This is a genomic window from Bacteroidota bacterium (genome assembly GCA_023957335.1).
In the GTDB taxonomy this organism is placed as follows: Bacteria; Bacteroidota; Bacteroidia; order NS11-12g; family UBA955; genus JALOAG01.
Genome location: JAMLHC010000005.1, coordinates 153,257 through 167,398, shown reverse-complemented (window position 1 = coordinate 167,398; position 14,142 = coordinate 153,257). Strand labels below are relative to the sequence as shown.

Below are 14,142 nucleotides of genomic sequence, written 5' to 3'. Positions count from 1 at the left end.
ATTTTTAAGTCTGTTTGCTTTGTGAATGTCAGCGACAAAGAAACTTTGGAAAAGATAGGTCAGAAGATTAAAAACCTTAGACTTGGCAAGGGATACAGAAGCTACGAAACCTTTGCAGTAGCTCACGATATTGACAGAAAGTATTATTGGAGCATTGAAAAGGGAAGAAACATATCTCTTGTTTACCTTAAAAGAATTTTGGACATTCACGAACTCACTTTCGAGGAGTTTTTTAAGGATAGCGGTATTTGAGTAATTTTCTTTCATATCCTTAAGACACGGTTTAGCGGGTTTATGTCGCCTCAAAGTTAAAAAAGTTTAGACTACTGTGTTGTTAAAACCACAAGGTTATGGATACGAGAAATATTATCGCTAAAATTGCAGCGAAATTAAAGCGATTACGAATTGAAAAAGGGTACACAAGCTATGAGAATTTTGCAATGGACTTTGACCTTAGCAGGGCTTACTATTGGAAAGTGGAACGGGGGTGGCAAAATCTCTCAATGGATTACTTCTTGTCTTTGCTCAAAATTCACGAAATCTCGCTTAAAGATTTCTTTTCTGATATTGATTAGTGGCTTAGGCGCACACGCCCAACCCTACGAAACCAACCCCGACTTCAACCGTACTAGAAATTGGCATTTTGGGCATGGTGTAGGCTTGCGCTTTGACCCTGATACCATTTACCAAGTACCGACAAGCATACACACAGACGAGGCGGCAGCCGTACACACCGACCAAGACGGAAACCTATTGCTTTACAGCAATGGCGAGAAGATTTGGAACGCAAACCATGAGGTAATCCATAACGGAAACCTCTCATTAGGGCATTCTTCGTCAAGAATGGGGTCGGTCTTTGTTTTTCATGAAGATAATCCTGACAGCATTTATTTGTTCAACACTTACTACAACATAAGCACCACCAAACAGTTTTCCGTAAACCTGATTGTCAAAGAAGCAGATACTTTTAGAGTTGCATATAAAGACTCTGTTCTGATGTATAGTGTGTGCGAACCCATAGCCGTAGTAAAAGCGGATAACGGAAGAGATATTTGGATAACAGTACACGAGTTTGAAGCGAATAACCTGTATTCTTATTTGCTTACTTCACAAGGCATTATTTCCTGCCCTGTTGTTTCCAAATCTTTTTCTACCCCTGCTGGGGGCGCACAAGGTGCAGCTTTCCCTATGGTATTTTCTCTTAGTGGCAATTATCTTATCAAGGTTAATACAAATATTCCTCCATTAAATAGGATTGTTGAAATCTATCAATTTGACAAATCACTTGGGGGAGCAAAATTTTTATATACTATTGATAGTATTAGATACCCTGTACTTGGTTTATCTTTCTCCAAAGATAATTCACGACTTTACATAGTAGAGCGTGATAGCGGATTAAATGTATTTGATTTTGACCCTAATGATAGTGCCTCAACTGTTAGTTCAAAACGTAAATTCTATGTTATTGGTTTTAGTTTTGAACTTCAAAGCATAACCTATAAAGATAAATTTGCTTTGTCGTTAATGGATTCAAATAATTTGGTTTTAGTAGAAAATAGAGGACTTATTGATTCAACAAAAATCACAATTCAAGGTATAGATATGGGGATAAATAAAATCACTTATGGTCTTCCGAATTTTGTCAAAAGCTATTTCCATACACCAAGTATCAATTTTGCTTATGAATTGGATTGTATCTCAAATACAATTCAATTTCACGGACAAGACACGTTTCAGGCTAACACTCACAGTTGGGAAATCAGCAAACAGGGGAGTTCTGCAATGACAGCAAGCATTAAAAATCCCCTGATTGAACTTACAGACACAGGCGTTTATAGTGTTCGCTATGTTGCAAGCAACGGCAGCAGGAGCGACACTATCACTAAGACAGTAGATATTTTACCCAAAATAACTTCTAACTTTCTCGGCAACGACACAGGCTGGTGCGAAAACTCAAACGGAAGTATAACGCTCACAGCCCCAAGCAGTATGCACTGCTACCAATGGAACACAGGAGCGACAGGCGATGAAATTACAACCGACACAGCAGGGGTTTATATTGTTAAAATAACCACTCCTAATTTCTGTGTGCTATATGATACACTTGTTATTTCCATAGATACACTTCCCTATATAGAACCCGACTTTTTGGGCGACAACATAAATTGGTGCGAAAACTTGGACACCTCTGTAATTCTCAAAGCCCCTGATAATATGCTATCTTATTTGTGGAACACAGGCGACACAATCCAACAAATACAAACCGATAGTGCAGGGATTTATTGGGTAAAGATTACCCCTCATAAGTATTGCGCTCTGTATGACACAGTTATTGTAAGCATAGACACGCTGCCGAATGTCGGGTCAAACTTTCTTGGTGGCAACATTAGTTGGTGTGAGAACATAGACACTTCCGTAATCCTTGCTGCCCCTACTGATATGCTGCAATATCTTTGGAGTACCAACGACACTATCCAACAGATAGAAATCAGCAATGAGAGCGTATATTGGGTAACAGTTACAGCGCATAACCTTTGCGTATTCAGCGACACCCTTACTGTTTCCATAGATACGCTTCCCGATATTGCACCCGATTTCTTGGGCGACAACATAAATTGGTGTGAGAACTTAGACACTTCCGTTATGCTTATTGCTCCTGCTGATATGTTATCTTATTTGTGGAACACAAACGAAACCACACAGGAAATTGAAGTCAGCAATGCAGGGACTTATTGGGTAAAGATTACAGCCCACAACCTTTGTGTGTTGAACGACACAATAACCATTACATTAGATACTGTTCCAAATGCTCCGACTATTTACAAGGATAGCGACACGCTGAAAACAGCAGCAGCAGCAAGCAATTATCAATGGTTCAGATACGGGCAGCCTGTCGGGTCAAATCAAAATCATTTAATCCTCACAGATACAGGAGTTTACCGACTAATGATTACAAATACTTTTGGCTGCTCCTCTGCTTTCTCTGATACAATTCATGTTCCTGACACGGCTAATATCAGCGTAAGCACCATACTGTTTAAAAACATAAAGCTGTACCCCAATCCTGCAAGCACCGAGCTAACATTTGAAATTGCAGAATCAGGCAACTATGTTTACGAAATCATAGGTATTGCCGGCAACCTGATTATGAAGGTGCAATTGCAAGCAGGCGTAAATACCATAGACATTAGCCGCATCAATGCAGGCATATACCTTGTGCATGTGTTTGATGGCAAACGATGGATAATGCACGCTAAATTGAGCATTTGTAAAGAATAACATTGCTGTCCGCCCCCACCAGAGCAAGGAAAAACTGTATGCCTGTATTGACGGCTCGCGGGTCGCAATCGCCTTGACACGCAAACTTGCGATTGAGCGCAGCTATAGCTTGGCGACTATACATCGTGGCATCAAAGGATTTGTTCAGAACCTTGATTACATTTCCGAAAACAATATAAATCAGCAATAAAAATCCCTATATTTACACCACACTTAATGCAAGTGACCGTTTCCAATTTGACCTTAAGTACTTATTCGGACAGCAACAATAACTTTATCGAATTAATTAATAAAAATTCAAGCAACTAAAAAGTTGGGCATATTAGAAACGGATTTTAACAATGGATTAGTTGAAAAAGGTCAACGTTAATCGTGGATATTAGAGAATAAACACTTAAATAGGTTCGATAAAGTATTTATCTTACCACCCAACAGAACAAGTCATCACTGCTGATGACTTGTTTTATTTTCAGCTACTACTACATAGTATTAGAATATTTCATTATTCTTGCAATATTCTAACTAAACATTCAGTATTATGGCAAATAAAGTCCGAATCTTGAGCCTCGATGGCGGTGGCATCAGAGGAATTATACCTGCTTCCGTCCTTCAATATGTAGAAAGCAAACTGGCAGAGTTTAGCAATAATCCAAATGCTCGCATTGCAGATTATTTTGACATGATTGTAGGAACTAGTACGGGCGGTATATTAGGCTGCTTTTATTTGATACCTAACCCCAAGAGATTTGATGCGGGCAATCCTCGAGCAAAATACACTGCATCCGAAGCGCTCAAACTCTATTCTGAAAAGGGAGAAGCTATTTTCAATCAATCCAAAAAAAATGATTGGCTTGGATTGAGACAGCTATTTAATGCAACTCAATATAAACCCGAAACCATTGAAAGCATCTTTAAGGATAAATTTGGAGACATCATATTTGACCAACTGCTCGGACGTTTAATTATTACTACTTATGATATGCAATCCCAAAAATCATTTTTCTTTAATAGTCGTGAGGTTGAAAAACATAAATCCGACAGAAAGTTCATGGTGAGGGATGTTGCCCGCTCTACTTCTGCTGCTCCCACTTACTTCCCTCCTGCCATTATCCGCAACTTTGGAAATAATTCCCAAATGGTAAATATTGACGGTGGGGTCTTTGCAAATAACCCAACCATGTGCGCTTATGCAGAAGCCAGAACTACTGATTTCGAAAATGTCGGTATCAACAAACCCAGCGCAAAAGATATGCTGATGCTTTCAATCGGTACGGGTTCTCAATTACTTGATTTAAAAAACTATCAACGTGCCGGCAATTGGGGGGCACTTAATTGGGCTAAGTCCATTTCTGATATAATGATGGACGGAGGCTTAGACACAGTTAATTATCAAGTTAGCTTGTTATTTGACACATTAGAAGGCGATAACAAAAAAAATTATAAAAGAGTGGATGTGCCGGCAAGACTCAGAGGTATTGAAGGCAATGCAAAACCTTTGTATAACTCCAACATGGCTGATGCTTCCAAAGAAAATATCAAAAATCTCTTAATCGCAGGGCAAGAAACCATTAAGGATGCTAACATTCAAAGAGATAACGAACATTCTCTTGATGATTATATCAAAAAACTGGTTGAACTCGGTCCTGTAACAGACGCTATAAATAATCTTGCATAAAGCTGTGTTTGGCTAAATTGAAACAAAGTGAATGATAAGTTTTCATGATTATTTGCGTGATAAGGCATTAGTACGTTCTGCACATTTAGAGCAATTATGCACTTCTTGTCTGAGCAACAAAATAGTTAAGAAAGGAGAGCTATTGCAAATGAGAGATGAAATTTGCAAACAAACCTTTTTTGTAGAATCCGGATTATTGCGCATGTATTCTATTGACTCAAACGGCAAAGAACACATTATCCAATTTGCACCTGAAGCATGGTTTGTGAGTGACCGAAGCAGCATATACTTTAATAAACCATCGGAATACTTTATTGATGCTATAGAAGACACATTGCTCACAGTACTTGACATTAATTATTTTGAAAATGCAACAGCTATCAGTCCTGAATTCAGAACCTACAATGACTATCTTTTGCAAAATCATATTCGTCATTTACAAAACAGGGTAAATATGCTGATTGGTGCTGATGCACAAAGCCGTTATCTGGAATTTATAAGACTCTACCCAGACCTAATGCAACGTGTACCTCAATGGATGATAGCCTCATATTTGGGAATTACTCCTGAAAGTCTTAGCCGTGTCAGAAAAGATATGGCTAACAAAAAAATGTAAGTATATGTTTTCTTAACATACATCAATGTGCATGGAGAAATGTGCTCATACCTTTGCATCATTCAATAACAACAAAAATTTTAAAAATTATGAGCAACACAGCAATTCAATCAAAATGGTCTATTGACCCGGTTCACAGTGAAATCGGTTTTAGAGTTCGTCACATGGTCGTGAGCAATGTAAAAGGAAAATTCCAAAATTTCAATGTAGATGTTACTACACAAGGAAACGATTTTTCTACTGCACAAGTAAAGGTAGATATTGATGCCAATTCAGTATTTACAGATAACGAACAAAGAGACGGGCATCTTAAAAGTGCTGATTTCTTTGATGCAGCCAACCACACACACCTTCACTTTGAAAGCAGTAATATTGTTAAAAAAAGCGAGGAAACATTTCAAATTACCGGCAACCTAACAATAAAAGGAGTGTCCAAAGAAATCACGCTTGACGCTGAATTTGGAGGCATAGTCAACGATCCTTACGGTAACGAAAGAGCCGGTTTTACCCTTAATGGTAAAATCAACCGACAAGATTTTGGACTTAGTTGGAGCGCAGCGTTAGAAACAGGCGGACTTGTAGTAAGTGACGAAGTGAAATTAGCAATTGATGCAGAGATTGTAAAGAACAAATAACTGTACGCAAACCCTCTCCAAATATTATTCAAACAAAAAATAGGGCGTATATAGTGCGCCCGTTTTCAAAATAAAAAACAAATGAAAAACAGAAGCATTGAAATTGTTGTATCACCCAAACCTCCTCATTATGTAGGTGATGGTTTCCGTGTACATAATTTTATTCCCGGTGCTTTCAGATTAGACATGCAGCGCATGGACCCATTTCTGGTACTTGATTACAACGCGGATTTTTATTTTCCACCAAGCAATGAACCCAAAGGTGTGGGAGTACATCCTCACAAGGGATTTGAAACAGTAACCATTGCTTACAAAGGCAGAATTAAACACAATGACAACTCAGGAGGTGGTGGCATCATTGGCGAAGGAGATGTTCAATGGATGACAGCCGGTTCAGGCATCTTACATAAAGAATTCCATGAGGAGACTTTCAGCAAAGAAGGTGGAAATCTACAAATGGTACAACTTTGGGTCAATCTTTCAAAAGAAAATAAAAAACAAAAGCCCAAATATCAAAGTATCACAAAAGAACAAATGGGCAAAGTTGAACTCCCAGACCATGCGGGTACAGTAGAAGTAATTGCCGGAGAATACAATGGAGTCAAAGGACCTGCATTTACTTTTTCTCCGGTTGAACTGCAGAACGCTAAATTGAACAAAGGCGGTAAATCAGTTTTCACTTTTCCTACACACTATACTGTAGCTGCCCTTGTCATCAAAGGCAGCATTAAAGTGAATATAGAAGAGGAAGTACCCACAGACCACTTTGTTTTATTTAACACAGACGGAGAAAGCTTTTCTATTGAAGCAATGGAAGATTCCATCGTGCTCATAATGGCAGGTAAACCACTCAGAGAACCGATATTTGCTCATGGACCCTTTGTAATGAATACGCGAAATGAAATTATTGAAGCTATTGATGATTTCAACAATGGTAAATTTGGGGTGTTGGATTGACAGATAATCTTGCATTCCTAATGCATACGTGCCTTGATAAAAAACAATCGTCCTGCCTTTTTTTCTATAAAACCATTTATTTTTTCCTATAGTTTTATTCCGAGTTCCTTTATTTATTTGTGTGAATCAACTACTTTTGCAAGTCCCTTAAAATTGGGAAAACACAGATATAACACACTATATGTTTAATGGAATTTTAAAAGGTTTAGGAAAAGTTTTCGGAAACAAATCAGAACGAGATGTTAAAGAACTGGAACCTTATGTAGCAAGGATTAATGAATATTTTGAAGAATATAAAAATCTAAGCAATGATGAACTCCGAGCCAAAACGGCTGAACTCAAAGAGTATATAAAAGAATCCCTTAAAGGAATTGACGATGAAGTCATTGATTGTAAAAAACAAATTGACGAGTTGCCTTTTGAGAGTCTCGATGAAAAGGATGCTCTATATGCGCGCATAGACACCTTAGAGAAAGAACGCGACACAAAATTAGAAGAAGTATTGTTGGAAATACTTCCTCAAGCATTTGCTATTGTTAAAGATACCGCCAAAAGATTTGCAGAAAATGATAAGATAGAAGTTACCGCCAGTGACTGGGACAGAGAAATTGCTACTCGACATAACTATGTTAGTATTAATGGCAGCAAAGCTTACTATCAAAATGAATGGGAAGCTGCCGGGTCAATGATTAAGTGGAACATGATTCATTATGATGTTCAACTTATAGGCGGAGTAGTTCTACACCAGGGTAAGATAGCTGAAATGGCAACAGGAGAAGGAAAAACATTGGTTTCTACCCTTCCCTCTTATTTGAATGCTCTTGGCGGACGCGGTGTTCACGTCATTACAGTAAATGATTATTTGGCAAAAAGGGACTGCGAATGGAACAGACCAATTTTCCAGTTTCATGGTCTTAGTGTTGATTGTATTGACTTTCACAGACCCAATTCACCGGAAAGGAAAAAGGCTTATGCATGCGATATTGTTTACGGAACAAACAATGAGTTCGGTTTTGACTATTTAAGAGACAATATGTCCCATACACCGGAAGAACTCGTACAAGGCAAACTTCACTTTGCCATGGTTGACGAGGTTGACTCTGTATTGATTGATGATGCCAGAACGCCTTTGATTATATCCGGTCCTGTCCCCAAAGGAAATCAACAAGAGTTTGATGCACTCAAACCCCGTATTGCTGCACTATATGAATTACAACGCAAGAATATCACCAACACCCTTGTTGAGGCTAAACGCTTGATAGGCGAAGGTAAAACCGGTGAGAAAGAAGGTGGCTTGGCTTTGTTACGATGTCATAGAGGATTACCTAAAAATAAAGCTTTAATAAAATACTTAAGTGAACCCGGTCTCAGGACACTATTGACAAAAACCGAGAACTACTATTTGCAGGATCAAGAAAAACACATGCATATTGTAGATGAAGGTTTACTATTTGTCATTGACGAAAAAAATAACACCATTGAACTGACTGACAGAGGTATTGAAACCATGACAAAATCTGGAGAAGAACCCGATTTCTTCATCATGCCTGACTTGGGTTCTGATTTGGCAGACTTAGACAAAAGTGGACTTGAAGAAAAAGATAAACTTCAAAAGAAAGACACAATCCTTAGAAACTTCTCTGTCAAGTCTGAGCGCTTGCATGCCGTTCATCAGTTATTAAAAGCCTATACCCTATTTGAACGAGATATTGAGTACATTGTTCAAGAAGGCAAAGTTAAGATTGTTGACGAACAGACCGGTCGTGTACTTGATGGAAGAAGATACTCAGACGGCTTACACCAAGCAATTGAAGCAAAAGAAAATGTAAAAATTGAAGCAGCAACTCAAACTTATGCTACAATTACATTGCAGAATTATTTCAGAATGTACCACAAGCTATCAGGTATGACAGGTACAGCTGAAACCGAAGCCGGTGAATTTTGGGAAATTTATAAGTTAGATGTAGTTGTGATACCTACCAATAAGCCCATTGTCAGAAATGACTTACAGGATTTACTCTACAAAACTACCCGTGAAAAATTCAATGCTGTGATTGAACATATTGTGGAACTAACACAGCAAGGCAGACCGGTTCTTGTCGGCACTACATCGGTTGAGATATCGGAATTGTTAGCAAGAATGCTTACCATGCGCAAAATCCGCCACAATGTATTAAATGCAAAACAACATCAGCGTGAAGCGGAGATTATAGCTGAAGCTGGCAAGCCAAGTGCTGTAACAATTGCAACAAATATGGCAGGACGTGGTACCGACATTAAAATTACAGAAGAAGTTAAGAAGTCAGGCGGATTAGCCATTCTCGGTACAGAAAGACATGAATCTCGTAGGGTTGACAGACAGTTACGCGGACGTGCAGGACGACAAGGAGATCCGGGTTCTTCCCAGTTCTTTGTTTCTTTGGAAGATAACTTAATGCGACTTTTCGGTTCTGAACGTGCATCAAGAGTTATGGACCGTTTGGGTTATAAGGAAGGCGAAGTGTTGCAACACAGCATGCTCAGCAAAAACATCGAAAGAGCTCAAAAGAAGGTAGAACAAAACAACTTTGGAATACGTAAACGATTATTAGAATATGATGACGTGATGAACAAACAAAGAACCGTTATCTATGCTAGAAGAAAAAATGCGTTGTTCGGAACTAAAATTGAGATTGATATTCAAAATATGCTCTATGATTGGCTGGCAGACAAAGTGCATATCTTTAAAGAGGATGATGATTTTGAGGGATTTAAATTTGAACTATATAAATCCCTTGCGATAGACATTGAAATTTCCGAAGAGGATTTCAAACAAAATCGAGAAGACGATATCACGATCGAAGTTTTTCAATCTGCCATCAAATCTTATCAGCAAAAAAATGAATCCATTATTTCTGTCGCACTGCCTGTTCTTGAAAGAATATTTAAGAATGAAGGCAATACGGTTGAAAATGTGATGGTTCCTTTTTCTGACGGTATGAAACAAATGGGGGTTGTTGTAACCCTGAATGAAGTATTCAATTCAAACGGAAGAGAGTTAATTAAGAGTTTTGAAAAATCCATCACATTAGCGACCATAGACGATGAATGGAAAGACCACTTGAGGGAATTAGACGATTTGAAACAGACTTCAAACAATGCGGTCTTCGAACAAAAAGACCCTTTACTTATTTATAAGTTAGAGTCATTCAATTTATTCCAATCATTTATGGGCAGGATGAACAACAATGTTATATCTTACTTATTTAAAGCCAGAATTGATGGAGGAAATGACCATAATGTAAGAGAAGCGAGACAGGAAAGACGACCAGCAACACCGGCATTAAAAACTTCAAGAGAAGAAAATGTGTCAACTAATGCACAGACAAATCAACAACAAGAACGTGTTGCAACAGCGCCCATCAAGTCAGAGAAGTTAGTGGGCAGAAATGACCTGTGTCCGTGTGGAAGTGGCAAGAAATATAAAAATTGCCATGGTGCATAGGCAATTTACAGGTGGCATTGTGTTTGATTAATACTTGTCTATATTTGCATTAATTCAAATGAAGAAAACTCAAACGATTTTATCTTACATTCTTCTAAGTATTACGACTTTAATAGCATCTGCATGGGTATTTGAGCACAGTGGAGACATTGTCAAACCAACAGAATTAATTGCAGCACAAGAGAGTCAAAAGAGTGATCGGTTAAAGCCTAATGCTAAAACAAGAGATGGTTTTACCATTCAACTATTCTTTTCAGATGACAAAACTGCTGCCGATAATATAAAATCTAAATTTGACTCGCAATTCAGCAATAAATATGTTTGCACTGTTGAATGGTATGAGCCTAATTTCAAGGTATTTGCGGGAACATTTCTAACAAGAGCAGAAGCAGTAGCACTATTATATAAATGCAAGGACTCGTTTCCAAGAGCAATGATAGTAAAGACCAAGATTTAAGACACAAAAAAAATACTGTAAATAAGTTTGATAAAATTGTTTTTGAATAAGCAGCTTTTTCTTACCTTTGCAGCCCCATAAAAAGAAGATAAAATGAGCAACGTTATTAAGAACTTGGAAATTCACGAATTAAGAACTGATCTTCCTGATTTTAAAGCAGGTGATAAAGTAGCGGTACACTATATAATTAAAGAAGGAAACAAAGAAAGACCTCAAATTTTTCAAGGTGACGTAATTCAAAGAAATGGAGAAGGTGCAACTGAAACTTTTACTGTTAGAAAAATATCTAATGGTGTTGGTGTGGAAAGAATATTTCCGGTTCAGAGCCCTAAAATTGCAAAGATTGAGCTTATGAAAAAGGGAAAAGTTAGAAGAGCTAAGATTTTCTATCTAAGAAACCTAACCGGTAAGAACGCTCGTATTAAAGAAAAAATTTAATTATATTCCTTTTGATAAAGGCAATATGAGGTCGGTCAACTATCTTTGACCGACCTTTTTATTTTAGTAATGGAAGGCATTGTAATTAAATCAACCGGATCGTGGTATTTAGTCAAAGATACAAATACTGATTTGGTGTTTCAATGCAGAATCAGAGGTAAATTTAGATTGCCTGATTACAAGTCCACCAATCCATTGGCTGTTGGTGACAGAGTTGATTTTACATTAGAACAAGATAATAAAGGCAATGAGTATGGGATAATTGGGAAATTACATATTCGGAACAATTATATTGTCAGAAAATCAAATAAACTATCCAGTCAATTTCAAATTATTGCCTCCAATATTGATTTGGTAATGCCGGTTTTTACATTCACCACCCCTACTACTTCACAAGGTTTTCTTGACCGAATTTTGATTACTGCCGAAGCCTATCATATTCCTGCTCTCATCATATTTAACAAGGTTGACATTCTTACTGATGAAGAATTAGCTCAACTGAAAATTTTTGAATCTTTATACAATTCCATAGGTTACCAAACCATTAAAATTGATGCTTTGCAAGGGGAGAATATTTTCAAATTAAAACACTTAATACAAGGAAAGGCAAGTTTAATATGTGGACATTCCGGAGCAGGCAAATCCACCATTATCAACCGATTAAACCCCGAACTTAATATTAAGACCAACCATCTTTCAGAAAAATACTTAAAAGGAAAGCACACAACAACATTTGCAGAAATGCATATTCTTGATAGCGATACTTCAATTATTGATACACCCGGAATAAGAGATTTTGGCATTATAGATATTAATAAACAAGAGTTGGGACAATACTATCCGGAGTTCAGGACAATAGCAAGTCAATGTAAATTTAAGGATTGTTTACATATCAATGAACCGGAATGTGCAATCATTCAAGCCGTTGATAAAGGAGAAATAGATAGTGGACGCTACAATGGTTATATTGGTATAATCCACGGAGAGAACATATTTGAATAAGCAAAAAAAAAGCGACTCAATGAGTCGCTTTTTCTAACAGAAGTCTTTCAAAGACTACTTTGTAGCAGGAGCAGCTTCGGTTGCAGGAGCATCCTCAGTTGCAGGTGCAGTTTCAGTTGCAGGTGCAGTTTCAGTTGCAGGTGCAGCTTCAACAGGAGCAGCTTCTTCAGTTGGAGTAGTTGTTTCCTCTGTTGCTTCTGGTTCAGTAGTAGTTTCTGCTGAGTTACATGCAGTAAAAGCAGCGATAGAAACAAATGCAAATACTAAAAATAATTTTTTCATTTTTTGTTTTATTTAGGCTTGCAAAGTTATATGTCAAATTTGATATTGCAAAGTTTTTTTTTTGAAACATTAACACTTAATTCACAGCGTCTAAGTTTAGATACACACGTGATTAAGAAAAACATTATCAGCAACTCTATTTGAAATAGTTATCTAAAAACTGTTCTAATTCTTGTCCACGCAAGTTTTTGGCTAATATCCTTCCATCTTTATCAAGTAAATATGTAGCGGGAATTGAATGTATTTTATACATCTTTGCCGGTGCGCTGTTCCAATATGCCAAATCACTCACATGAATCCAAGACAACCCGTCTGAGGCAATGGTTTTAGTCCAATCATTCTTTGTTCGATCTAAACTGACAGCATATATTTCAAAACCTTTAGATGCATATTTTTCATACATCCTTTTATTATTAGGATTTTCCATCCGACAAGGTCCGCACCACGAAGCCCAGAAGTCTATTAACACTAATTTTCCTCTGAGTGAATAGAGTTCGATTGTATCCCCATTCGGATTAGGCAGGGAAATATTCGGTGCTATCTCCCCTATCATTGTGCTTTTCTCAATATTATACCTGTTTTGCAAATCAATAATATATTTAGACTGTGGTGCACCAAGTTCAAATACCTTAAAAACTTTGTCAAAATCTGTCTTAGTAGGAGTTTCAATAAATGCATTCAATACAAAATATGCACCCAAGGGATTAGTTGAATCAGCAAGCATCATCTCCTGAGATAATTTGGATTGATTCATTAATCGATAATACTCCGCTTCCATAGCAGAAGCCTTATCTATCTCCACTTTGCCGGATTTAAACATGTTCTCAATAGACTGCATTGAATATTCTGTTTTGGAGTATTCTTCCAAAAAATTACGAATTTTCTGTGATCTTTCGGACTTTTTCCCCGACACTTCAAATTCAATGCCTTGTGATGTAAGATAAATATCAAAATTGTGATTTGAACCACCGGAAACAATGAATGGTACTACTGTTGACTGACTCAGTATAAGATAAACAACTATATCTTCGATTACTTCGCCTTGAAACTCAAATGAAGAATCTGTCATATTGAGTATTGTGGTATCAAAAGGAGTTACTTTATTTTGATACAACTCTCCGAGCATAATTTGTTCTTTTTGGATTACACCATGAATTTTTCCTGTCACAACAAAGGAAGTGCTTGTTTTCTCATTCTTCTTTTTATTTTTTTTACTTTGGGCATTGAGTCCAAACGTTATGCATAAAATTGGAAGTATGATGAATAGTCGGATTGCTGTTTGATTTATTTTCATAAAAAAATATGGTTCTTTATTTG

General features: G+C 37.3%; 12 protein-coding genes. 10 read left to right on the top strand and 2 right to left on the bottom strand.

Features of this window, described 5'->3' with window-relative positions; genetic code table 11:
• Nucleotides 1–21: 21 nt before the first annotated feature.
• The 10 genes from M9892_10525 to rsgA all read left to right on the top strand — a co-directional run bounded on the left by M9892_10525 (nucleotide 22) and on the right by rsgA (nucleotide 12,543).
• Nucleotides 22–252, top strand: a complete 231-nt coding sequence (locus M9892_10525) for an XRE family transcriptional regulator (protein ID MCO5254786.1) — start codon at nucleotides 22–24, stop codon at nucleotides 250–252.
• A 153-nt stretch (nucleotides 253–405) separates the two neighbouring features.
• Nucleotides 406–3,279 carry a T9SS type A sorting domain-containing protein gene (locus M9892_10520; protein MCO5254785.1) on the top strand — a complete coding sequence of 958 codons (2,874 nt, stop codon included), beginning with the start codon at nucleotides 406–408 and terminating at the stop codon, nucleotides 3,277–3,279.
• A 538-nt stretch (nucleotides 3,280–3,817) separates the two neighbouring features.
• A complete protein-coding gene (locus M9892_10515; GenBank protein ID MCO5254784.1) occupies nucleotides 3,818–4,954 on the top strand; it encodes a patatin-like phospholipase family protein in 1,137 nt (378 codons plus the stop codon).
• Between the two features lie 31 nt (nucleotides 4,955–4,985).
• Nucleotides 4,986–5,570 carry a Crp/Fnr family transcriptional regulator gene (locus M9892_10510; protein ID MCO5254783.1) on the top strand — a complete coding sequence of 195 codons (585 nt, stop codon included), beginning with the start codon at nucleotides 4,986–4,988 and terminating at the stop codon, nucleotides 5,568–5,570.
• Between the two features lie 89 nt (nucleotides 5,571–5,659).
• Nucleotides 5,660–6,205 (top strand): YceI family protein, encoded by a 546-nt coding sequence (locus tag M9892_10505; GenBank protein MCO5254782.1) that lies wholly within the window; start codon nucleotides 5,660–5,662, stop codon nucleotides 6,203–6,205.
• Nucleotides 6,206–6,286: 81 nt separating this feature from the next.
• Nucleotides 6,287–7,162: a pirin family protein gene (locus tag M9892_10500; GenBank protein MCO5254781.1), complete on the top strand. Its 876-nt coding sequence runs from the start codon at nucleotides 6,287–6,289 to the stop codon at nucleotides 7,160–7,162.
• A gap of 181 nt (nucleotides 7,163–7,343) precedes the next feature.
• Nucleotides 7,344–10,646 carry a preprotein translocase subunit SecA gene (gene secA, locus M9892_10495; GenBank protein MCO5254780.1) on the top strand — a complete coding sequence of 1,101 codons (3,303 nt, stop codon included), beginning with the start codon at nucleotides 7,344–7,346 and terminating at the stop codon, nucleotides 10,644–10,646.
• A 58-nt stretch (nucleotides 10,647–10,704) separates the two neighbouring features.
• The gene (locus tag M9892_10490; GenBank protein ID MCO5254779.1) at nucleotides 10,705–11,103 is read left to right on the top strand and encodes an SPOR domain-containing protein; all 399 of its coding nucleotides are present in this window, start codon (nucleotides 10,705–10,707) and stop codon (nucleotides 11,101–11,103) included.
• A gap of 93 nt (nucleotides 11,104–11,196) precedes the next feature.
• Entirely contained in the window at nucleotides 11,197–11,541 is a 345-nt protein-coding gene (gene rplS / locus M9892_10485) for a 50S ribosomal protein L19 (protein ID MCO5254778.1), read from the top strand.
• A gap of 69 nt (nucleotides 11,542–11,610) precedes the next feature.
• Complete coding sequence (rsgA, locus tag M9892_10480) at nucleotides 11,611–12,543, top strand: ribosome small subunit-dependent GTPase A (protein ID MCO5254777.1); 933 nt, start codon at nucleotides 11,611–11,613, stop codon at nucleotides 12,541–12,543.
• Between the two features lie 54 nt (nucleotides 12,544–12,597).
• On the opposite strand, the gene M9892_10475 is transcribed toward rsgA, so the two are convergent.
• Nucleotides 12,598–12,825 carry a hypothetical protein gene (locus M9892_10475; protein MCO5254776.1) on the bottom strand — a complete coding sequence of 76 codons (228 nt, stop codon included), beginning with the start codon at nucleotides 12,823–12,825 and terminating at the stop codon, nucleotides 12,598–12,600.
• A 136-nt stretch (nucleotides 12,826–12,961) separates the two neighbouring features.
• On the bottom strand, nucleotides 12,962–14,119 hold the full coding sequence (locus M9892_10470; GenBank protein MCO5254775.1) for a TlpA family protein disulfide reductase: 1,158 nt from the start codon (nucleotides 14,117–14,119) through the stop codon (nucleotides 12,962–12,964).
• Nucleotides 14,120–14,142 lie beyond the last annotated feature (23 nt).

What these genes read in the sequence shown, in the direction of transcription:
- M9892_10515 (MCO5254784.1), top strand. Translation starts at nt 3,818, where the DNA reads ATGGCAAATAAAGTCCGAATCTTGAGCCTCGATGGCGGTGGCATCAGA.
- M9892_10510 (MCO5254783.1), top strand. Translation starts at nt 4,986, where the DNA reads ATGATAAGTTTTCATGATTATTTGCGTGATAAGGCATTAGTACGTTCT.
- M9892_10505 (MCO5254782.1), top strand. Translation starts at nt 5,660, where the DNA reads ATGAGCAACACAGCAATTCAATCAAAATGGTCTATTGACCCGGTTCAC.
- M9892_10500 (MCO5254781.1), top strand. Translation starts at nt 6,287, where the DNA reads ATGAAAAACAGAAGCATTGAAATTGTTGTATCACCCAAACCTCCTCAT.
- secA (MCO5254780.1), top strand. Translation starts at nt 7,344, where the DNA reads ATGTTTAATGGAATTTTAAAAGGTTTAGGAAAAGTTTTCGGAAACAAA.
- M9892_10490 (MCO5254779.1), top strand. Translation starts at nt 10,705, where the DNA reads ATGAAGAAAACTCAAACGATTTTATCTTACATTCTTCTAAGTATTACG.
- rplS (MCO5254778.1), top strand. Translation starts at nt 11,197, where the DNA reads ATGAGCAACGTTATTAAGAACTTGGAAATTCACGAATTAAGAACTGAT.
- rsgA (MCO5254777.1), top strand. Translation starts at nt 11,611, where the DNA reads ATGGAAGGCATTGTAATTAAATCAACCGGATCGTGGTATTTAGTCAAA.
- M9892_10475 (MCO5254776.1), bottom strand. Translation starts at nt 12,825, where the DNA reads ATGAAAAAATTATTTTTAGTATTTGCATTTGTTTCTATCGCTGCTTTT.
- M9892_10470 (MCO5254775.1), bottom strand. Translation starts at nt 14,119, where the DNA reads ATGAAAATAAATCAAACAGCAATCCGACTATTCATCATACTTCCAATT.